General features: G+C 64.2%; 16 protein-coding genes. 6 read left to right on the forward strand and 10 right to left on the reverse strand.

The window, feature by feature from the left end; all coding sequences use genetic code 11:
* Nucleotides 1–37 precede the first annotated feature (37 nt).
* Nucleotides 38–1,192, reverse strand: coding sequence for a D-alanyl-D-alanine carboxypeptidase family protein (locus RB623_RS28635; protein WP_374121755.1), 1,155 nt, complete (start codon nucleotides 1,190–1,192; stop codon nucleotides 38–40).
* Between the two features lie 133 nt (nucleotides 1,193–1,325).
* Nucleotides 1,326–2,564, reverse strand: a complete 1,239-nt coding sequence (locus RB623_RS28640; protein ID WP_308060541.1) for a septal ring lytic transglycosylase RlpA family protein — start codon at nucleotides 2,562–2,564, stop codon at nucleotides 1,326–1,328.
* A gap of 295 nt (nucleotides 2,565–2,859) precedes the next feature.
* Between RB623_RS28640 and RB623_RS28645 the strand changes: the two genes are divergently transcribed.
* A complete protein-coding gene (locus RB623_RS28645) occupies nucleotides 2,860–3,573 on the forward strand; it encodes a DUF6065 family protein (protein ID WP_308060542.1) in 714 nt (237 codons plus the stop codon).
* 83 nt (nucleotides 3,574–3,656) lie between these two features.
* Here the strand turns inward: RB623_RS28645 and dusA are convergent, their stop codons facing one another.
* Nucleotides 3,657–4,649: a tRNA dihydrouridine(20/20a) synthase DusA gene (gene dusA, locus RB623_RS28650; RefSeq protein WP_308060543.1), complete on the reverse strand. Its 993-nt coding sequence runs from the start codon at nucleotides 4,647–4,649 to the stop codon at nucleotides 3,657–3,659.
* Between the two features lie 345 nt (nucleotides 4,650–4,994).
* Between dusA and RB623_RS28655 the strand changes: the two genes are divergently transcribed.
* The 4 genes from RB623_RS28655 (at nucleotide 4,995) to RB623_RS28670 (ending at nucleotide 8,998) form a co-directional block, all read left to right on the forward strand.
* On the forward strand, nucleotides 4,995–5,990 hold the full coding sequence (locus RB623_RS28655; protein WP_308060544.1) for a sulfate ABC transporter substrate-binding protein: 996 nt from the start codon (nucleotides 4,995–4,997) through the stop codon (nucleotides 5,988–5,990).
* A gap of 226 nt (nucleotides 5,991–6,216) precedes the next feature.
* On the forward strand, nucleotides 6,217–7,104 hold the full coding sequence (gene cysT / locus RB623_RS28660) for a sulfate ABC transporter permease subunit CysT (protein ID WP_308060545.1): 888 nt from the start codon (nucleotides 6,217–6,219) through the stop codon (nucleotides 7,102–7,104).
* A 2-nt stretch (nucleotides 7,105–7,106) separates the two neighbouring features.
* Nucleotides 7,107–7,985 carry a sulfate ABC transporter permease subunit CysW gene (cysW, locus tag RB623_RS28665; RefSeq protein ID WP_374121756.1) on the forward strand — a complete coding sequence of 293 codons (879 nt, stop codon included), beginning with the start codon at nucleotides 7,107–7,109 and terminating at the stop codon, nucleotides 7,983–7,985.
* Nucleotides 7,982–8,998: a sulfate/molybdate ABC transporter ATP-binding protein gene (locus tag RB623_RS28670; protein ID WP_308060546.1), complete on the forward strand. Its 1,017-nt coding sequence runs from the start codon at nucleotides 7,982–7,984 to the stop codon at nucleotides 8,996–8,998. Before cysW ends, RB623_RS28670 begins: the two co-directional genes overlap by 4 nt.
* A 53-nt stretch (nucleotides 8,999–9,051) precedes the next feature.
* Here RB623_RS28670 and trkA read toward each other — a convergent pair whose 3' ends face one another.
* The 4 genes from trkA to RB623_RS28690 all read right to left on the reverse strand — a co-directional run bounded on the left by trkA (nucleotide 9,052) and on the right by RB623_RS28690 (nucleotide 14,736).
* Complete coding sequence (gene trkA, locus RB623_RS28675) at nucleotides 9,052–10,428, reverse strand: Trk system potassium transporter TrkA (protein WP_308060547.1); 1,377 nt, start codon at nucleotides 10,426–10,428, stop codon at nucleotides 9,052–9,054.
* 35 nt (nucleotides 10,429–10,463) lie between these two features.
* On the reverse strand, nucleotides 10,464–11,825 hold the full coding sequence (locus tag RB623_RS28680; RefSeq protein WP_308060548.1) for a sigma-54 dependent transcriptional regulator: 1,362 nt from the start codon (nucleotides 11,823–11,825) through the stop codon (nucleotides 10,464–10,466).
* Nucleotides 11,815–14,109 carry a PAS domain-containing sensor histidine kinase gene (locus tag RB623_RS28685; RefSeq protein WP_308060549.1) on the reverse strand — a complete coding sequence of 765 codons (2,295 nt, stop codon included), beginning with the start codon at nucleotides 14,107–14,109 and terminating at the stop codon, nucleotides 11,815–11,817. Before RB623_RS28685 ends, RB623_RS28680 begins: the two co-directional genes overlap by 11 nt.
* 210 nt (nucleotides 14,110–14,319) lie before the next feature.
* Nucleotides 14,320–14,736 (reverse strand): GFA family protein, encoded by a 417-nt coding sequence (locus RB623_RS28690; RefSeq protein ID WP_308060550.1) that lies wholly within the window; start codon nucleotides 14,734–14,736, stop codon nucleotides 14,320–14,322.
* Between the two features lie 349 nt (nucleotides 14,737–15,085).
* Here RB623_RS28690 and RB623_RS28695 point away from each other — a divergent pair, with 349 nt between their 5' ends.
* A complete protein-coding gene (locus RB623_RS28695; protein WP_308060551.1) occupies nucleotides 15,086–16,153 on the forward strand; it encodes a GGDEF domain-containing protein in 1,068 nt (355 codons plus the stop codon).
* 44 nt (nucleotides 16,154–16,197) lie between these two features.
* On the opposite strand, the gene RB623_RS28700 is transcribed toward RB623_RS28695, so the two are convergent.
* The 3 genes from RB623_RS28700 to RB623_RS28710 all read right to left on the reverse strand — a co-directional run.
* Nucleotides 16,198–17,571, reverse strand: coding sequence for a class II 3-deoxy-7-phosphoheptulonate synthase (locus tag RB623_RS28700; RefSeq protein ID WP_308060552.1), 1,374 nt, complete (start codon nucleotides 17,569–17,571; stop codon nucleotides 16,198–16,200).
* Nucleotides 17,572–17,691: 120 nt separating this feature from the next.
* The gene (locus tag RB623_RS28705; RefSeq protein WP_308060553.1) at nucleotides 17,692–19,704 is read right to left on the reverse strand and encodes an acetyl/propionyl/methylcrotonyl-CoA carboxylase subunit alpha; all 2,013 of its coding nucleotides are present in this window, start codon (nucleotides 19,702–19,704) and stop codon (nucleotides 17,692–17,694) included.
* 168 nt (nucleotides 19,705–19,872) lie between these two features.
* On the reverse strand, nucleotides 19,873–20,628 hold a 756-nt coding region (locus RB623_RS28710; protein WP_308060554.1), incomplete at its 5' end, for a porin.

Here is a 20,628-nt window from a genome sequence, read left to right on the forward strand (position 1 = left end):
ATAGGACGACGGGCCAGCGAGGTCCACACGGTATCGCTCACCGCATCCAGCCGATGGCCAATTCTGAAACGGCGTCGAGGGCGCGGCGGTGGAGGCGGCCCAGCGCGACCGGTTCGGCAGCAACCAGCGGCACTTGGCGGCTGAGAGTCTCGCCCGCCCAGATCTCGAGACGGCCGATCGGCGCGCCCTGTTCGACCGGCGCTGCAACCGGTCCGTCGTAGACGATGCGGGCAGTCAACAGATCTTGATTCTCCGCCGGCACCAGAGCCGTCACTGGATACTCGGCTTTCACCAGGACAATAGGCTTCTCGCCACCGTAGACGCGAGCCCCGCCGACAATCTCGTTCGCCGCGAACAGATTCGTCAGTCGGAAACCGTCCAGCCCCCAGTCGAGTAGTTTTCGGGCCTCCTCGGCGCGTTCCCGTTCGCTCGCCATGCCGCCCATGGCGGCGATGACGCGCCGCCCGCCGCGACTGACCGAGCCGACGATGGCGTAGCCGGACCCCTCCGTGTAGCCGGTGCCCATGCCGTCGGCGCCGATATTCATGGCCAGCAGCGGGTTGCGATTGCGCTGGCGGATCTTGTTCCAAGTGAATTCCGGCTGGGCGTAGATCTTGTAGAAATCGGGATAGGTTTTCTGGATATGGCTGGCGAGCGTCACCAGGTCGCGGGCGGTGACCGCCTGCCCCTCGGCCGGCAACCCGCTGGCATTCCTGAACACCGACGCCGTGAGCCCGATTGCCCGGGCGCGCTCGTTCATGCGTTCGGCGAATTTTTCCTCGCTGCCGGAAAGACCCTCGGCGATGACGATCGCCCCGTCATTGGCCGACTGGACGATGACTCCCTGGATGAGATCGCGCAGCGGGATTTTCGATTTCAACGCTGCGAACATGGTTGAACCGCCCGACGGCGCTCCGCCCGTGCGCCAGGCGTTCTCGCTGACGGGATAGGCGTCGTCGAGCGTCAACTCCCCGTCTTTCAACGCCTTGAAGACCACCTCCATGGTCATCAGCTTGGCGAGCGCGGCCGGCGCGAACGGCTTGTCGGCGTCCTTCGAAAACAGCACGGCGCCGCTGTGGACGTCGATCAGCAACGCTTCGCTTGCCTTGGTTTCGAAGGCGACGGCGCACTCGGTGAAACCGAGCAGGCCGGCGATGACAGCGGCCAAGAGATGGATTTTTCGGGCACGCATACCGAATGATGTTACGCGGCACGGCGAGCCGTGGCAAAGCATGCGCGAACAAATCTGCGTGGCGGCGCGGCGCCGAACTTCCGGTACGCTGCCGGCTGCCAGCGAAGGGAGCTACCGGCTCTGCCCCGAACCCTCAGTCGCGGACGGCGATGGCGTCCGGGGCGCCATTGGCCCAGGCGGCTTCGAGCATGTCGTCGAGTGAATTGCGGCCGTCCTCGTAGAGGTTGATGGAATAGATTGCGTGGCCGTCGGCGGACGACGCCTCGAAGGTGGTGCGGCCGAAATCGGCCAGCGCCTGTCTCACGCGCTCGGCTTCCGCCTTGTCCTCGAAGGTGCCGGCGGCGACGAAGGGCTCGCCGGCCGGCTGGTCCGCAGCGGCGGGCCGCTTCCACGAGGCGGCATGCTCGGCACTCACCCGCGTTCCCTCCAGCGCGTCGAATGCGCTTGCCGCGGCGTTGCGATCCTTGGGCGCGTAGGACATGCTCGCCATGGCCATCTGCGTCTGGATGATGTTTTCGATCGACGGGCGCTCCGGAGCGATCGGCCCGAAGGCCGGCAATACGATATCGCCGCTGCTTGAAACCGCGGCAGTCATGACCGGCTCAGCACCCGGCGCGACGTCGCTCAGCGTGCCCGGGAAAGCCACCGCCGTCGCCTCGCCAATCGCGCCGCTGCCCGGCGTCGAGCCGTTCATGGCCACCATCACGCCCGACGGCAAGCCGTCGGACGGGTCGGGCGCCTGATTGCCGGGACGGTAGGACGCCATCAGGTACTGGTCGTCGCGGCCGTCGAGCGGAGCGCGCCCGACATATTCGACCTTCACCTGCGCGGTGCCGTGGTGGGTGTAGTCCAGCATGTCGGCGGCTTTTTTCGACAGGTCGATCAGCCTGCCGTTCGAATACGGGCCGCGGTCGTTGACGCGCACGATGACCGAACTGCCATTCGCCACGTTCGTCACACGGGCATAGCTCGGCAGCGGCATGGTCGGATGCGCCGCCGTCAGATGCGTCATGTCGTAGATTTCGCCATTGGCGGTAAGCCGGCCGTGGAAGGCATCGCCATACCAGGAGGCGTAGCCGGTCTTTTTGTAGTTCTTGTCTTCCTTGGGATAATACATCTTGCCGCGTACCTTGTATGGGCGGCCGGTCTGGTCGCGGCCACCGCCGCGCGGCAGGTTGGACTTCTTGTTGGAGACGCGGGGGCTTGCCTTCACGCCCCAGATCGATTCGGCGAAATATTCCTTGGACCGGGATTTGGGAGCGACCATCGATTTCGATTGTTCGCTGGCGCAGGCGGCGAGAAAGCCGGCGCAGAGGGCGACTACAGCGACCGAGGTCGCGCGACGGAGACGCGGGCGCGCCAGAACTGCCATTCCAGATTGTCCCCAAACCGACTTCAATTTCCACGCTAGGCCCGTGCGTTTCCGCTTTCTCCGCGCCGAATACGTCCGGAGCCCGTGAAGTCCCCACCCTCTTGTAAGCAGGAACTTCTTATTTTGCGCTTAACCGAATGTGTCTTGAAACAGGCAGGATTATGGCCGGTGGCCGTTTGTCCGCCGCAATGTTCAAGCAAACCGCCGATTGCGCCCTTTCCACCGGATCGCCAGCGCGCTGGAATAAATGCTTCGGTCTCCCGTTCCTCCCCTCAGTCGAAGGGAGATCAAGAGCATGTTCCATTTCCAGCGCAGCCGTGCCGCCACCATCCGCTTCCTCTGCCGGCCGGAAGACCGCGACGTCATCGCTGCGCCAGTGCCGGCAAAGTTGGTGCTGCCGGACTGGTTCCGCAAACTGCCGGCGGTCGACAAGCGGCAGGTCGCGACCACCAACAACGGCCTGACGGTAAAACGCTGCATGCCGTTCCTCGACGCCATGACGATGGGCTGGATCCTGCCTCTGGCGGCGACCGTGCGGCTCGACATCAAGGATGACGGACGCATCGTCGACGCCGGCTGGGAATTCGATCGCACGATGGTCAGCAACCACGGCGCGCACCAGGTGGCGGGCAACCCCAAGGAGCCCAGCCCGCCCTGCAAGTTCCACAATCACTGGTCGATCCGCACGCCGCCGGGGTGGAGCTGCCTGTTCGTGCCGCCGTTCAACCGCGAAGTGCAGCCGTTCGAATGCGTCGCCGGCATCGTCGACACCGATACCTACACGGCGCACATCCACTTCCCGTTCTTCGCCATCGCGCCGGATGGCGTCTATACCGTCGAAAAGGGCACGCCGCTGGTGCAGGTGATCCCGTTCCGGCGCGAGCAGGGCGTCATCAACGCCGAAATCCGGGCCGAAACGGAAGACGAGGCGGTCGAGCGCGACACCGCCTACCGCAACACACTCGCCAGCGAGGGGTGGTACCGCAAAATCGCGCGGGCGATGCGCTGAGGCTCCCTCCCCGTCGCTCCCGTCTGCGACCACCTGGTGAAGACACGATCACAAGATGGCGGCGTCCTGGGCCAGGCGGCCGGTCAGGCCGCTTCCCTCGCCTGCCCGGCCTCGATTGCGGCGAAGGCGCGGCGCAGAACCTCGGACCCGGCATCCGGGCGGTTTGCCTCCGTCGAGAGGATCTGCCGGAAACGCCGGGCGCCGGGCTGGCCGTGGAAAAGCCCGACCATGTGGCGGGCGACATGCGACAGCCGCCCGCCGCGCGCGATATGCGCGTCGGCATAGGCGGACATGGTCTCCAGCAGCGCCGCGAAATCCACTTGATCAGGCTCTCCGCCGAGCAGCGCGTCGGCCCCGGCCAGGATCGCAGGCGTGTGGTAGGCGGCGCGGCCGAGCATGACGCCGTCGACATGGCGAAGATGATCTTCTGCCTCCTCCAGCGTCTGGATGCCGCCATTGATGCCGATGAATTTTGCGGGCAGCCGCTGTTTCAACCGGTAGACGCGGTCATAGTCGAGCGGCGGGATGTCGCGGTTCTCGCGTGGGCTCAAGCCCTGCAGCCACGCCTTTCGCGCATGGACCCACAGCGCATCGGCGCCCACCGCGAAGACGGCGTCGGCAAGCGTGTCGAGTGCCGGTTCCGGATCCTGCTCGTCGACGCCGATGCGGCATTTCACTGTGACCGGTATCCGCACCGCCTGCTTCATCGCCGCGACGCAGCCGGCGACCAACTCCGGCGTCTTCATCAGGCACGCGCCGAACGTTCCGGACTGCACGCGGTCCGACGGGCAACCGCAGTTCAGATTGATCTCGTCATAACCGAACCCTTCCCCGATGCGCGCAGCTTCCGCGAGCTTGGCCGGATCGGAGCCGCCGAGCTGCAACGCAACCGGATGCTCGGCCTGGTCGAAACCGAGCAGCCGCGCACGGTCGCCGTGGATAGCGGCGTCGGCGACGATCATCTCGGTATAGAGGAGCGCGCGCGTCGACAGTTGGCGATGGAGGAAGCGGCAATGCCGGTCCGTCCAGTCCATCATCGGGGCGATCGCCAGCTTGTTTTGCCGATAGTCTCGCATTCTTTCCTTGTAGATCATTGCAACGCGGCGGTTCTATACACTTTTGCATTCCGCCTCGCGACGCATTTCGCCCCACGTTTCGACGCGCGCGTCGAGGCCTCGGAAGCTGGATACTCGCAAAGCCCCGAGCCGCAGGCATGTGGCGGCGCCGGAGGCGTCGTCAGCAAACGTTGCGCCCTTGCCGGCTCGATCAGCCGACAAACAGTACGATTTTCCCATTTATACGAAAATCCAGGATGGATTTTCCACCACATCGATCCAAGCGGGTGCGCCGTCTCTCACATCCCTCCCCTCATCTCTCTATTTTGGCGACCATCAGACAACACCGCTTGGAGAGAGTTTTTCATGAAACGCCTGTTGCTCATCGGCGCCGCCCTGGCTGCGCTCGGCATCGGCCCGGCAAACGCGCAGGACAAGCTGCTCAACGCCTCCTACGACGTGGCGCGCGAACTGTTCGAAGACGTCAACGCCGCCTTCATCCCGAAATACAAGGCCGACACCGGCAAGGACGTCACGATAGACCAGTCGCATGCCGGCACCTCGAAGCAGGCGCGCGCCATCGTCGAGGGGCTTGAGGCCGACGTCGTCACCTTCAACCAGGTCACGGACATCGACTTCCTGGTCAAGAACGGTTTCGTCTCCGACGACTGGCAGAAGGACTTCGCCAACAACGCCTCGCCCTTCTATTCGCTGCCCTCCTTCCTGGTGCGCGCCGGAAACCCCAAGGGCGTCAAGGACTGGGGCGATCTCGTCCGTGACGACGTGAAGGTGATCTTCCCCAATCCGAAGACCTCCGGAAACGCGCGCTACACCTATCTGGCCGCCACCGCCTACGCCCGCGAAGCCTTCAAGGGCGACGAGGAGAAGGTGAAGGCGTTCGTCACGAAACTCTTCGACAACGTGCCCGTGTTCGACACCGGCGGTCGCGCCGCCACCACCACCTTCGTCGAGCGCGAGATCGGCGACGTGCTGATCACCTTCGAATCGGAGACCACCGGCATCCGCAAGGAGTTCGGCGAGGACAAGTTCGAGCAGGTGGCGCCGTCGGTCAGCCTGCTTGCGGAATTCCCGGTCGCCATCGTCGACAAGGTCGTCGACAAGCACGGCTCGCGCGACCTGGCGAAGGCCTATCTCGATTTCCTCTACACGCCCGAGGGCCAGAAGATCTCCGCCGAGAACGGCAACCGCATCCATGACGAGGCGGTCGCGGCGGAATTCAAGGACAAGTTCCCGCAGGTGCGCCTGGTCACCGTCGAGGACGTGTTCGGCGGCTGGGACAAGGTGCAGCAGGAGCATTTCGCCTCCGGCGCGCTGCTCGACCAGATCTACGGCGAGCGTTGACCTGACGCTCCGTTTCGGCTTGATGGCCGGCGGGCTCTTGCCCGCCGGTTTTTGTTTTGGTGCCGCTTCTGCGGCATTTGCATTGCAGTAAGTTTGATGTCAGCGCTCTACGTTGCCCCTCTCTGTCCTGCCGGACATCTCCCAGGCGTCACCCTCTCCCTTGTGGGGAGGGTCGGCGAGCACGCCGAGCAACGCGAGGCTTGCGAGACGGGGTGCGGGTCGTAGTATGGAATCTTCACCCCCACCCCGCTCCGCTACGCGGAACGACCCTCCCCACAAGGGGGAGGGTAAGAAGCGCCGCCGCGTCCTGCCCGGCCTGCCGCTGTCGCTCGGCATCACCCTGTTCTATGTCGGCCTGATCGTCGTGCTGCCGCTCGGCGCGCTGGTGTTCAAGGCGGCGAGCCTCGGCCCCGAGGACTACTGGCGCATCGTCTCCTCGGCGCGCGCCGTCGCCAGCTACCGCGTCACCGTGCTGTCGGCGCTGGCCGCCACCGCCTTCAACCTGGTCTTCGGCCTGGCCCTGGCCTGGGTGCTGGTGCGCTATTCCTTCCCCGGCAAGCGGCTGGTGGACGCCATCGTCGACCTGCCCTTCGCGCTGCCCACGGCAGTCGCCGGCATCGCGCTCACCACGCTGTTCGCGCCGAACGGCTGGTTCGGCTCGGCCCTCGCGGAGACCGGCGTCAAGGTCGCCTACACGCCGCTCGGCATCATGGTCGCCATGTCCTTCACCAGCCTGCCCTTCATCGTGCGCACCGTGCAGCCCGTGCTGGAGGATCTCGACCCGACGTTGGAGGAAGCAGCGCAGACGCTCGGCGGTTCCGACCGCTCGATCTTCCTGCGCGGGATCCTGCCGCTGCTGATGCCCGCTCTGCTCGCCGGCCTGTCACTGTCCTTCGCCCGTAGCCTCGGCGAATTCGGCGCCATCATCTTCATCGCCGGCAACCAGCCGATGTCGACGGAGATCACCGCGCTGCTCGCCTTCATCCGGCTGGAGGAATATGACTACCAGGCCGCCGCGGCAATCGCCTCGGTGCTGCTGATCGCCGCCTTCCTGATGCTCGCCGCCACCAACATCCTACAGGCCCGCGCCCTGCGCTACACGGCGAGGGGCTGACCATGCCGCAAGCGAAGCGCCGCCCTCCCCGCGTCGGCGACAGCCCGGCGGTGCGCCGCACCCTGATCGGCTTCGTGCTCACCGTCGGCGCGCTTCTGATACTGGCGCCGCTGATCGTCATCTTCGCCCAGGCGGCTTCGCTCGGGCTTGACGGTTTTGCAAGAACCATCTCCCATCCGGACACCCGCCACGCCATCCTGTTGACTGTCCTGACGGCGCTGATCGCCGTGCCCATCAACACCGCCTTCGGCATCGCCGCCGCCTGGGCGATCACCAAGTTCGACTTTTGGGGCCGCCGCTTCCTTCTGGTGGTGATAGAAATCCCGTTCTCGATCTCGCCGATCGTCGCCGGTGTCGCCTATCTGTTCGTCTATGGCCTGCAAGGCCTGTTCGGGCCGCTGCTGGAAGCCTGGGACGTCAAGATACTCTTTGCGCTGCCCGGCATTGTACTTGCCTCGATGTTCGTCACCGCGCCTTTCGTGGTGCGCGAACTGGTGCCGCTGATGCAGGCGCAGGGCCGCGATCTCGAGGAAGCCGCCACGTCTCTAGGGGCATCCGGCTGGCGCACCTTCTTCTCGGTCACGCTGCCAAACATCCGCTGGGCGCTGCTCTACGGCGTCGTCCTGTGCAACGCCCGCGTCATGGGCGAGTTCGGCGCGGTTTCCGTCGTCTCGGGCAACATACGCGGCCAGACCAACACGCTGCCGCTGCATATCGAACTGCTCTACCACGACTACCAGACGGCCGGCGCCTTCGCCGCCGCTTCCATCCTCACCGTGCTCGCCCTCGTCACCATCGTCGCCAAGGTCTTGCTCGAACGCCAGGGCGCCGGCCGCGTCCACCGCCCGGCGCTCGCCGCGCCCACTGGAAAATCCGCATGAAGATCCGTCTCGACAACGTCGTGAAAACCTTCGACACGTTCCGCGCCGTGCATGGCGTGTCGCTCGACATCGAAAGCGGCGAGCTGCTGGCCCTGCTCGGCCCCTCCGGCTCCGGCAAGACGACGATCCTGCGCATGGTCGCCGGCCTCGAATTCGCCGATGGCGGCCACATCTATTTCGGCGACCAGGACGCTACTGACATTCCGGTGCGCGACCGCGGCGTCGGTTTCGTCTTCCAGCACTATGCGCTGTTCCCGCATATGACGGTCGCCGAAAACATCTCCTTCGGCATGAAGGTGTCGAAGGTGCGCCGCTCGCCCGCCGAAATGTCGGCGCGGGTCGCCGACCTTTTGCGCCTCGTGCGGCTGGAAGGGCTCGGCGAACGCTTCCCTACCCAGATCTCCGGCGGCCAGCGCCAGCGCGTGGCTCTGGCCCGCGCGCTCGCCGTCGACCCGAAGGTGCTGCTGCTCGACGAACCGTTCGGCGCGCTCGACGCCAATGTACGGCGCGACCTGCGCCGCTGGCTGCGCGAGATCCACGGCGAACTCGGCATCACCACGATCTTCGTCACCCACGACCAAGAAGAAGCGCTCGACCTCGCCGACCGCGTCGTCATCCTCAATGAGGGAAAAATAATCCAACAGGGAACGCCGGAGGAGGTCTGCCGCAACCCCTCCTCCGCCTTCGTCATGAAATTCCTTGGCGACACCAACCGGCTGTCCGGCAGCGTCAAGAGCGGCGTAGCCTCGATCGGCGGCGTCACGCTCGACGCGGACGGCTGTCCGGACGGCGCGGCCGAGGTTTACGCCCGCCCCAGCGATCTCGAATGGTCGCGCGAAAGCGGCATTCCGGCCTCCGTTCTTCGCGTCATCGACCGGCCAGACGGAAGGCGGCTGGTGGCCCGCACGGCGGGCGGCGAGACGGTGGAACTCGACGTTCCTCCGGAGACCGTTGTTCGTGCCGGCGACGAGGGTTTTCTGCGGATCGTGCGGATGAAGGTGTTCGCGGCGTAGATGCCGCGCACGGCTGGCTGCCGCTGTATCGCCCGCATTCGTCCAGGCTATGGTCAGAAGAATTCCAGGCTGACGCGGAACATCTGTTCGACCTGCTTGACCGCCTTCTGTAATGCGAAGATCACGACCCGGTCCTTGGCCTTGATGCGCAGCGAGCCGTTCGGTTTCAGCACCGCGCCGTCGCGGTAGACGGCTCCGATTCGTATCCCGTCCGGCAGGTCGATATCCCGCAGCGAGACGCCCACCAGCGGCGATGTTTCCAGTGCCTCGGCCTCGATGACCTCTGCCGCGCCCTGCTGCAGGCTGTGCACGGCCCGGATGCGTCCCCGCCGCACATGCTGCAAGACACGCGATATCGTCACCGAGCCGGGATTCAGCGTGGCGTCGATGCCCACCGTCTTGGTGATGTCGAGAAAGCTCGGGTTGTTGATCAGCGCCAGATTGGACTTGCAGCCCAGCCGTTTCGCCATGACGCTGGACAGGATGTTCACCTGGTCATTGTTGGTGAGCGCCACCATCAACTCGGCATCCTGGATGTCGGCCTCGTGTAGCAGCCTCTGGTCGAGCGCGCTGCCATGCAGCACCACGGTGCGGCGCAGGGAATCGGCGGCGGCGACAGCGCGGTCGCGGTTGGATTCGATGATCTTGATCTTGGTGCGGGTCTGCCGCTGCTCGATCTGGCGGGCGACGTAAAGACCGATGTTGCCGCCACCGGCGATCACGATCCGGGTCGCCTCCTGCTCCTCGTGGCCGAACAGGCCGAGCGTGCGTCGGATCTGGTCGCGGTTCGCCACGACATAGGCGATGTCGCCGACAAGAAGCTGGTCGGCCGAGCGCGGAATGAAGAGTTTGCCCGCCCGGTTGACGCCGACCACGGTCGCGGGCAGGTCGGGAAACAATTGGGATAGCTGCGACAACGGCGTGTTGATGACCGGACAATCATCTAGGCATTCGATTGCCACGGTGGCGATCTTGTTGTCGGCGAAACGCACCACGTCCATCGCTCCCGGCAGGGCGATGCGCCGCATCACCATCTCGCCGACCTCCAGTTCCGGAGAGATGATGACGTCGATCGGAAGGTGCTCGCGCGAGAACAGATCCTGATAGTGCGGTTGCAGATAGGATTGCGCGCGTATGCGGGCGATCTTCATCGGCACGTTGAAGAGCGCATGCGCCACCTCGCAGGCCACGATGTTGACCTCGTCGTAGAGCGTCACCGCGATGATCATGTCGGCCTGCTGCGCGCCGGCCTTCTCCAGCACGTCCGGATGCGCGCCGTGGCCGACGAAGCCGCGCACGTCGAGCGCATCACGCACCGCCTGGATCAGGTCGGGCGAGGTGTCGATGATCGAGACGTCGTTCTTCTCGGCCGCCAGCCGCTCGGCGATGCCATAGCCAACCTGGCCCGCCCCACAGATGATGACTCGCATTCAGATATCGGAAAAGGCGAGGCGGATGCGCATACTCAGACCCCGAGGGACTTCAATTTGCGATGTAGCGCCGAACGTTCCATGCCGATGAACTCCGCCGTCCGCGAGATGTTTCCACCGAATCGGTTGATCTGGGCGATGAGATAACCCTTTTCGAACATTTCGCGCGCTTCGCGCAGCGGCAGGGCCATGATGTGCTGGTCGTTCTGGCTGGGTGCGCGCGGCATGACGTCGCCAATCTCCGACGGCAGCAAGTCTGCTGTGATCGGCGCGTCGACATCGTCGCCGCGCACCAGGATCATCAGCCGCTCGATATTGTTGCGCAACTGGCGCACGTTGCCAGGCCAGTTGTGCGCCTGCAGCACCGCCATCGCATCGTCGGCGATGCGCCGCTGCTTTATGCCGGCGTTGCGCGCATATTGCTTCATGAAGCCGTCGACCAGATAGGGTATGTCCTCGCGCCGCTCGGCCAGGCCGGGCACAAGCACAGGAACCACCGCCAGCCTGTGATAGAGATCCTCGCGGAAGCGACCCTCGGCGATCATGCTTTCGAGATTCTGGGCGGTGGAGGAGATCACGCGTACGTCGACCTTGACGCGTTTGGTGCCCCCTACCCGCTCGAACTGCTGCTCGACCAACACCCGCAGGATCTTCGCCTGTGTCTCGCGCGGCATGTCAGCAACCTCGTCGAGATAGAGTATGCCGCGATGTGCCTCCTCCAGCGCGCCGACCTTGCGCTCGGTGCCGTTGGACTCCGTGCCGAACAGTTCGATCTCCATGCGCTCGGGCGTGATGGTGGCGGCATTCAGCGATACGAACGGTGCGGTCTTGCGCACCGAGGCCGCGTGGATGGCGCGCGCCACCTGCTCCTTGCCGGACCCGGACGGTCCGACGATCATGACGCGGCTGTTGGTGGGGGCAACGCGATCGATGGTCTGGCGCAGTTGCGTCATCGCCGAGGACATGCCGATCAGGTCCGAGGTGTCGCCGCTGCGGCTCTTCAACTCCGACACCTCGCGCTTCAACTTGGAGGTCTCCAGGGCGCGCTCCGCGACCAGGATCAGCCGATCGGCCTTGAAGGGCTTCTCGATGAAGTCGTAGGCGCCGCGCCTTATGGCCGACACCGCCGTCTCGATGTTGCCGTGGCCGGAGATCATCACCACAGCCAGGTTGGGATGCAGCGTCTTGATCTCGTCGAGCAGCGCCAGACCGTCGAGACGCGAGCCCTGCAGCCAGATGTCCAGAAACACCAGACGCGGCACACGCCCGGCGATCGAGGCCAGCGCACTGTCGGCGTCGTGCGCCGTGCGCGTCTCGTGGCCCTCGTCGCTCAGGATACCGGCGACCAGTTCGCGAATGTCTTCTTCGTCATCGACGACAAGTATATCAGACGCCATCCCCGACCTTCTCAGTTTTTCGTTGCTGCTGTCCGGAGGCTCCCTCGGCCTCCCCTCCACCGGCGTCTGAAGACGCCGGCAGGAAAATGCTCACCATCGCGCCCTTGCCGCCACCGAACTCCGCAGGCGCATCGTGCAGTTCCAGCCAGCCGCCATGGTCCTCGACGATCTTCTTGACGATGGCCAGGCCAAGGCCGGTGCCCTTTTCGCGTGTCGTCATATAGGGCTCGAGCAGCCTTTGACGATTCTCGCGCGGCAGGCCCTTTCCGTTGTCCATCACATCGACACGGATGAGCCCACTCTTGTTCCTGGCGGCTATACGCACGAGACCGGGCTCGCGGTCCGGACCGGGCACGGCGTCGATCGCTTCGGTGGCGTTCTTGATGACGTTGCCGAACGCCTGAGCCAACAACCGGCTGTCGAACTTGCCCTTCAGCGCCTCCCCGCCATAATCGCGCTCAAAAGCAATGTCCGAACGGCTCACCTCTACCAGGAAGGACGCTTCGCGCAACGGTTCGCGCAAGTCGACATCCCTGATCTCCGGCTTCGGCATGCGGGCGAAGGACGAAAATTCGTCGACCATGCGGCCGATGTCGCCCACCTGGCGGACGATCGTATCCGTGCACTGGTCGAAGACCTCGCGATCCTCGGTGATCACTTTGCCGTAGCGGCGGCGGATGCGTTCGGCCGAAAGCTGGATCGGCGTCAGCGGGTTCTTGATCTCGTGCGCGATACGGCGCGCCACATCCGCCCAGGCGGAGGTGCGTTGCGCTGTCACCAGGTCGGTGATGTCGTCCACCGTCACGACGAAATCCTGCTCGGCTGTATCGTGGTCGCCGCGTTCCACGGTCACCTGCACGTTGAAAGTGCGCTCGGTGCCGGCACGGAAGAAGGTGACCTGCTCGCGGTGGACCGGTCGGCCGGAACTGCGTCCGACCTCGAACACCTTGCCGACATGCGGCAGCACCTTGGACAGCGTCTGGCCGACGCTGGCCTGCGCCGAAATCGCAAGCATGGTTTCGGCCGAGCGGTTGACGATGGTGATCACACCGCCGGAATCGACGCCGATGACGCCGGCCGTTACCCCCGCCAGCACCGCTTCCGAGAAACGCCGCCGCTCGTCGGCCAGATCCTTGGCGGTCAGAATCTCGTTGCGCTGCGATTTCAGTTGCAGGATCATTTTGTTGAAGGTGTCGCCCAGCGAGGCCACGTCGCCATCGGAGGCGCGCACTGGCACCGACACGTCGAGATTGCCGGTCGCCACTTCGTCAGCGGCGCCGATCAACTGTCGAATCGGCCGCACCAGCCGGTCGGCGACCGCGATGCCGGTCCAGATCGCCGCCAGTACGATAACCAGAGTCACGCCAAGATAAAGCAGCGCGAAAGCCACCTGCGTGGTTCGACGGTTGGCTTCCAGCCCACGATAGGCGGCGGTGTTGGCAGTCACGATCTGGCGCGCCCTGATCACATCCGGGTCGACCAGGCGGATGGTGAAGAGATAGGTGTCGTCGAACTCGCGCAGTTTCACCACGGCGCCGACGATGTTCTTGGTGCGAGGCTCGATCAGCACCGGCTGGCCGCTCTCGGCGTCACCCACAGCGCCGGCAGGCGGTTCCGGCATGGGGAAATCGGCCGCTGTCTGCGCCTGCATGATAAAGGAACCGTCGGGGCGGATCAGCGCCGCATGCGCCAGCGCTCTACCGGCGGCCTGCTGGGTGAGGAAGTCGCGGAAGCCGGTACGGTCGAGGTTGAACAGCGTCCGGGCATTGGTCAGGTCGTAGGCCATCGACAGGGTCGTACCCTGCAGATTGCGGGCATTTTCCTGCACATAGGCTTCGGCGATGGACAGCGACGAGTTGACGATGGTCTTGGTGCGGATTTCGAACCAGCGGTCGAGTCCGATGTCGAGCGTGATGGAGGCGAATATCGCAACGATGATCGCAGGAATCGCCGCCACGACCGAAAACATGGCCACGATACGAACATGCAGCCGCGCCGCCGCCTTTTCGTTGCGCCGCGCCGCCAGGATGCGATGAACCTCTCGGGCGATCAGGCTGATCAGGAAGATGACGAAGACGGCGTTTATCCCGATGATACCGGCCAGCGTCGTGGCGCTATCGGGTGCGATCGACGTTGCCCCGACCAGAATCGCGAAAGAAAGTCCCGCCGTGACCAGCGCACCGAACACCGCGATGACACCGGTGAGCGCCAATAGCCGACGTCCCTCGAATGCGCGGGCATTCGGGAAAATAGACGCCTGGGCCACTGGTGTGTCGATTGCCATGCTGCTCGCTTGGTCCGGATCGTCACGGATGTATGCAACGCATTGTGGCGATTATGCAACAAAACCCTTTCGCGGGGAAAGATTGGTCCCCAAAATTCGCGGTGCCCCGGAGGCTCGTCTGTGCATTCCTCCTCTGCTCGGCAATAGCCTAAGCACGAGACGACCTGCGCCAATGAGCGGACAGAGGCTTGGCGCTTTGGTGGTCAAGGCCTACGCAGCGAACGGTTCGTCCGGCCACCATTCCGGATGGACCGGCAGTCCGTCCTCGATCGAGTAGTAGTCGCCTTTGTCTGCCGCGAAGATGTGCATCGCCCCCTTCAAGCCAGTCGGGCGGTCAAAGGCGCCAGCGAGGATTGAGACCGTATCGCCACCTTCCTGTTTCCAGAACAGCGCCGAACCGCAGACACGACAGAAGCCACGCCTGGCATTGGGCGACGCCGCATACCAGGCGACGAATTCCTCTCCGTCGATGACAAGCCTAGACGCCGCCACGCTGGTCGCCGCGAAGAAGTGGCCGGTTTGCTTCCGGCACTGCGAGCAGTGGCAATAGACCACGTCGCGCAGCCTGCCGCTGGTGCGGATGCGGACCGCGCCGCAATTGCAGGAACCTGTGTGGATGTCGTCCATGGTGTCTTCCCCAGCCGGTTCGCACGGATGTGAAAAGAAGACCTCGCATCGTTTGGGCGCGGCCGTGGGCCTGAATGCGACATGGCTTGCCACGGGCCTGCCACAAAGGCGACACGAGTATTCGGCGCCGGCCACAAGACCTTGAAAGATCTCACGAAGTCTTCGTCCGTTCCACTGCAATTAAGGAAACATTAGCGGGGGCTCTGCAATCTTACGGATATCGGGTGCGGGCATGACTTCCGCGCCCTCTTTCCGCAGGGCAGAATGCCTTCTCCGGGCCGGCATGAAGGCCGATCCGGAAACACTGAGCGGGCCGGGCGCGATTCGCGTGAGGTGGGAGAAATCATAAATGCAGGCGGCCATGGCTCCCGCGGAGAAATCGAACGACATCGCCATGAGTGTCGTCACGACCATGCGGCAAATGGGCGTGATGGGCCTGCCCCGCAACTATGAGATCTTCTACGAGGCGCTGACCGGATCGAACCACGAACTGACACTGGAAGTGGTGTCGCTCAGCAAACGCCCCTCCCAGGAGGAGTTGGACAGGATCGGCAGAAAGTTTTTCGCCCAGAATCATGAACACGCCATCGTCGCAACGGCGCGCGAGACGCTGGCCAGGGAGTTGGAGGACGTGGCGCGCCTGTTACGCCACGAACGCTCGCATATCGAGAAATATGGCGAGGTGCTGACGGAGACTTCGGACGGGCTGGCCAGCCGCCACGCGATGAGTCGCGAGTTGTTGCAGCGGATTGTCAGCGTGATGAGTGTGGCGACCGCCTCGACGATCGACCACGGCAAGCAGGTTGCGACCACGCTGAGTGAGAAATCCGCCGAACTGGAGAGCGTCAAATCGGCACTGGAGAAATACAAGATCCTAGCCGACACCGATCCGTTGACACGCATCTGGAATCGGCGCGCCTTCGACAAGCAGATAGCCGACATCTACAACGACCGCAAAGGCGTCATGTTCGCGGCGCTGGTGCTGGCCGACATCGACCGCTTCAAGGAGATCAACGACCGCTTCGGCCATCCGGTCGGCGACAAGATCATCCAGTTGGTGGCGGAGATCCTGCACGGCAATCTACCCGCCGACATGTTCGTGGCCCGCACCGGCGGTGAGGAGTTCGCGCTGATCCTTGAGGGCGCCAGCGAGCAGGCCACATTCGATCTCGCCGACGGGCTGCGCGCGACGATACAGCAGACGCTGTTTTCCTCGCCGACCGGCGTCAATTACGGCCCGGTGACGGTGTGCATGGGCATCTGTATGGCCTCGGAAGCGGACGGCCCGGACGACCTATACGCCAAGGCCGATCGTGCGCTCTACCGTTCGAAAATCACCGGCCGCAACCGGGTGACCAAATTCTCATCCGTGCAGGACAAGCCGCTGAAGAGCTGGCTGCTCTACAAGAAGGATTGAGGGATAGCTCTCTTCTCCCAGTGAACGGGGAGAAGGAAGAAAAATCAGCCGTTGACGACCTTGCGCTGGGCCGGCCGGGCGCCTTTCTTCAGCAACTCCGAGACCAGGAAGGCCAGTTCGATCGCCTGATCGGCGTTGAGCCGCGGATCGCAATGCGTATGGTAACGGTCTTGCAGATCCTCGGCGGTGATGGCTCGCGCGCCGCCCGTGCATTCGGTGACGTTCTTGCCGGTCATCTCGATATGGATGCCGCCCGGATGCGTGCCTTCCGCGTGGTGGACGTCGAAGAACGATTGCACCTCCTTGAGGATGCGATCGAACGGACGCGTCTTGTAGCTGTTCAGCGTGATCGTGTTGCCGTGCATGGGGTCACAGGACCACACGACATTGCGGCCCTCCTTCTTCACGGCGCGCACCAGCTTCGGGAGGTGCTCGCCGACCTTGTCGGCGCCGAAGCGCGCGATCAGCGTCAGCCGGCCCGGCTCGTTCTCGGGATTGAGCAGGTCGATCAGTTGCAACAGGCCGTCCGGCGTCAGCGACGGACCGCATTTCAGCCCGAGGGGGTTCTTGATGCCGCGGCAGTATTCGATATGTGCGTGGTCGGGCTGGCGGGTACGGTCGCCGACCCAGATCATGTGGCCCGAGGTTGCGTACCAGTCGCCGGATGTCGAATCGACGCGCGTCAACGCCTCCTCATAGCCGAGCAGCAGCGCCTCGTGGCTGGTGTAGAAATCGGTCTCGCGCAGCGAATAGTTGGTTTCCGAGGTGATGCCGATCGCCCGCATGAAGTCCATCGTCTCGGTGATGCGGTTGGCAAGCGCCTCGTAACGGTCGCCCTGCGGGCTGTCGGAAACGAAGCCCAGCATCCAGCGATGCACGTTCTCCAGGCTGGCATAACCGCCCTGCGCGAATGCGCGCAACAGGTTGAGCGTCGCCGCGGACTGGCGGTAGGCCATCTCCTGGCGCGCCGGATCGGGAATGCGCGATTTTTCGTCGAAACCGGTGCCGTTGATGATGTCGCCTCGATAGGCGGGCAGCGTCACGCCGCCCTTAGTTTCGGTGTCGGACGAGCGCGGCTTGGCGAACTGCCCGGCGACACGGCCGATCTTCACCACCGGCTGGGCGCCGGCGAAGGTCAGCACCACCGACATCTGCAAGAAGACGCGGAAGAAGTCGCGGATATTGTCCGCGCCATGCTCGGCGAAACTCTCGGCACAGTCGCCGCCCTGGAGGAGAAATGCGTCACCGGCAGCCACGCTTGCAAGCTGCTTCTTCAGCTTGCGCGCCTCACCTGCAAAAACCAGCGGCGGAAAGCTGGCGAGACGGGCCTCGGTCTCGGTGAGCGCCGCAACGTCCGGATAGGCCGGAACCTGCATGATCGGCTTGGCTCTCCAGGAACTCGGGGACCATTTCGTCATCGTCGCACCCAATCGTCACACGCAAGGGCGGAATGCCCTGCCTTCCCATCCTTCGGGAAGGCGGCTCTATACAGGAAGGAAGTCGGCTATTCTAGACTGGAGTTCGTCCGCTGGCGAGGCTCACGAAAACTCCATGATCACCGCGTCGACGGCAAGGCTGTCGCCTGGCCTGGCGTTGATCTTCGAGACCGTCACGTCACGCTCGGCGCGCAGCACATTCTCCATCTTCATCGCCTCGACCACGGCGAGCGTCTCGCCGGCCTTCACCTCCTGCCCCTCGGTCACGGCCAGCGACACGACCAAGCCCGGCATGGGACAGAGCAACAGTTTTGAAGTGTCCGGCGGCACTTTCACCGGCATCAGTCGGTCCAGCTCTGCCGTGCGCGGCAGCATCACTCGCGCCGCGACCGACATGCCCTGCCAGGCGACGCGCACCCCGTTCTCGATCGGGCGGAGCTGCGCGGCAACCGTGCGGCCGCCGACAGTGCCGCGCCACACCGGCTCGCCGGGCCGCCAGTCCGACGCGACTGTCATCGGCTTGCCGCCGCCAATCGCCATGTCGAGCTCCATCGGCACCGACACCATGCCTTCGCCGAGATGCGCCTGCAGATAGTCGGCGCCGATCTTCACCACCCAGTCCGGCTTCAGCGCGCCGGAATGCGGAGTAAGCCGGCCGGTCAGCCGGTCGAGGCGGTCCCGTCGCAAAAGCTCCACCGCCGTCGCCACGGCGGCAAGTACTGCCTTTTCCTCGTCGTTCGGCGCGACCGGCGCAAACCCATCCGGATACTCTTCCGCGATGAAGCCGGTGGAGAGCCGCCCTTCGCGCCAGCGCGGGTGGCGCATCAGCGCTGCCAGGAAGGGAATATTGTGCTCAATGCCGTCGACGACGAACTCGTCCAGCGCCGCCGACATGGCGTCGATCGCGGTCAAACGATCCGGCGCCCAGGTGCACAGTTTCGCGATCATCGGGTCGTAGAACATCGGGATATCGGAGCCTTCCGTGACCCCGGTGTCGTTACGCACGACGACGTCGCCGAAATGCCCCTCTTCCGGCGGCCGGTATCGCGTCAACCGCCCGATCGACGGCAGGAAGTTGCGGTAAGGATCTTCAGCGTAGAGCCGGCTTTCGACCGCCCAGCCGTTCAGCTTCACATCCTCCTGTCGGATCGACAGTTTTTCGCCGGCGGCAACGCGGATCATCTGCTCGACCAGGTCGATGCCGGTAACCAGTTCCGTCACCGGATGTTCGACCTGCAAACGCGTATTCATTTCAAGGAAATAGAAGTTCCTGTTGCGGTCGACAATGAACTCCACAGTGCCGGCGCTCTGGTAGTCGACCGCCTTCGCCAGCGCCACGGCCTGCTCGCCCATGGCCTTTCGCGTCTGCTCGCCAAGGAAGGGAGACGGAGCCTCCTCGACGACCTTCTGGTTGCGGCGCTGGATCGAGCATTCGCGCTCGCCGAGATAAATGGCGTTGCCGTAGCCGTCGGCCAGAACCTGGATCTCGATGTGACGCGGCTCGACCACGAACTTCTCGATGAAGACGCGGTCGTCGCCGAAGGAACTTTTCGCTTCGGAGCGGGCTCGGGCAAAACCGTCGCGCACCTCCTCCTGCGACCAGGCGATGCGCATGCCCTTGCCGCCACCGCCGGCGGAAGCCTTGATCATGACGGGATAGCCGATCTCGCCGGCGATCTTTTCCGCGTGGTCTCCGTCCTCGATCAACCCGAGATAACCGGGCACGGTCGACACCTTCGCCGCATTGGCGAATTTTTTCGATTCGATCTTGTCGCCCATCGCCTCGATGGCCTTCGGCTTCGGGCCGATGAAGACGATGCCCTGCTGTTCCAGCGTCGTGCAGAAGGATGCGCGTTCCGACAGAAAACCGTAGCCGGGATGCACGGCCTCGGCGCCCGTGGCCTTGCAGGCCTCGATGATCTTTTCGGCGACCAAATAGCTCTGAGCGGCGGGGGCCGCGCCGATGTGCACTGCCTCGTCCGCCATCTCGACATGCACGGCGTCGCGGTCGGCGTCGGAATAGACTGCGACCGTCGCGATGCCCATCTTTTTTGCCGTCTTGATGACGCGGCAGGCGATCTCGCCTCGGTTGGCGATCAGTATCTTGCTGAACATCAAGGCGACTTCTCCCTCGGACCGGCGCTCCTTCTTATGGGCATGAGGTGGACGGCTCAAGCGGCGTGTTGGACGCAAGCGTGGATAGGGCCGATCCGGAAATCCGAATCGCAACAAAAAACCCGGCGGTCACCCGCCGGGTTCGTTTGGTCAACCCTGAAGGGTCGATCAGAACGTGCGCTGGAAGCGGACGTTGATGCCCCAGGCGTCGGCGTCTTCGACGTCGTTGTCGAAATTGTCGACATAGGCGATTTCCGGCGTGATCGTGAAGCCGGGAACCAGTTGGTAGGCGACGTTGGCAGCGATCGAGAAGTTCTCGAAGTCGTCATAGCCAACTTCGGCGTTGAAGGTCGCCTTCTCGTTGAACTTGATCGCCGTGCCGCCCCAGATGGCCCAGTCGCCGCCCCAAGGAGCGTAGAAGTTGCTCCCGTTGTCGGTGACCACGCCCGCGCCGTTGATGTCGAATTTGTCGCCACCGGAATCCCAGGCAGCCATCACGAACACCGAAGCGGTGTCGGTGATGTTGACGTCCAGGCGACCCTTGATCGCGACTTCGTCTTCCCAGCTATCGTAGCCGGCGACGATGCCGACCTTGCCCCAGCCCTGGGTCAACGACACGCCGCCGACCACATACGGAGCGTAGTCCTCGGTGATGCCCGCGCCGACGCCGTCTGCAACAGGGAAGCCGACTGGGTAGTAGTTGACGGCTTCATCCTCGTCGCCCTGCTCGATCGCGATGGCGGCCGAGAAGCCGTTCGCGCCGGTGTAGGTATAGGCGATCTGCAGCGTCCCGAACGGGCCGTAAGGAACCAGGCCGTCGTTCAGCACGCCCGACGAATAGTCGGTGAAGGTCGAGAACAGCGAGTCGGTCTTGCCGATGCGGAAGCCGCCCAGCTCGATATAGGCATGCTCGATGCCCATCTC

The sequence above is a fragment of the Mesorhizobium sp. LHD-90 genome (genome assembly GCF_030929505.1).
In the GTDB taxonomy this organism is placed as follows: domain Bacteria; phylum Pseudomonadota; class Alphaproteobacteria; order Rhizobiales; family Rhizobiaceae; genus Kumtagia.

Coding starts and splice junctions, on each gene's coding strand:
- RB623_RS28635 (WP_374121755.1), bottom strand. CDS start 1,192: ATGCGTGCCCGAAAAATCCATCTCTTGGCCGCTGTCATCGCCGGCCTG.
- RB623_RS28640 (WP_308060541.1), bottom strand. CDS start 2,564: ATGGCAGTTCTGGCGCGCCCGCGTCTCCGTCGCGCGACCTCGGTCGCT.
- RB623_RS28645 (WP_308060542.1), top strand. CDS start 2,860: ATGTTCCATTTCCAGCGCAGCCGTGCCGCCACCATCCGCTTCCTCTGC.
- dusA (WP_308060543.1), bottom strand. CDS start 4,649: ATGCGAGACTATCGGCAAAACAAGCTGGCGATCGCCCCGATGATGGAC.
- RB623_RS28655 (WP_308060544.1), top strand. CDS start 4,995: ATGAAACGCCTGTTGCTCATCGGCGCCGCCCTGGCTGCGCTCGGCATC.
- cysT (WP_308060545.1), top strand. CDS start 6,217: ATGGAATCTTCACCCCCACCCCGCTCCGCTACGCGGAACGACCCTCCC.
- cysW (WP_374121756.1), top strand. CDS start 7,107: ATGCCGCAAGCGAAGCGCCGCCCTCCCCGCGTCGGCGACAGCCCGGCG.
- RB623_RS28670 (WP_308060546.1), top strand. CDS start 7,982: ATGAAGATCCGTCTCGACAACGTCGTGAAAACCTTCGACACGTTCCGC.
- trkA (WP_308060547.1), bottom strand. CDS start 10,428: ATGCGAGTCATCATCTGTGGGGCGGGCCAGGTTGGCTATGGCATCGCC.
- RB623_RS28680 (WP_308060548.1), bottom strand. CDS start 11,825: ATGGCGTCTGATATACTTGTCGTCGATGACGAAGAAGACATTCGCGAA.
- RB623_RS28685 (WP_308060549.1), bottom strand. CDS start 14,109: ATGGCAATCGACACACCAGTGGCCCAGGCGTCTATTTTCCCGAATGCC.
- RB623_RS28690 (WP_308060550.1), bottom strand. CDS start 14,736: ATGGACGACATCCACACAGGTTCCTGCAATTGCGGCGCGGTCCGCATC.
- RB623_RS28695 (WP_308060551.1), top strand. CDS start 15,086: ATGCAGGCGGCCATGGCTCCCGCGGAGAAATCGAACGACATCGCCATG.
- RB623_RS28700 (WP_308060552.1), bottom strand. CDS start 17,571: ATGACGAAATGGTCCCCGAGTTCCTGGAGAGCCAAGCCGATCATGCAG.
- RB623_RS28705 (WP_308060553.1), bottom strand. CDS start 19,704: ATGTTCAGCAAGATACTGATCGCCAACCGAGGCGAGATCGCCTGCCGC.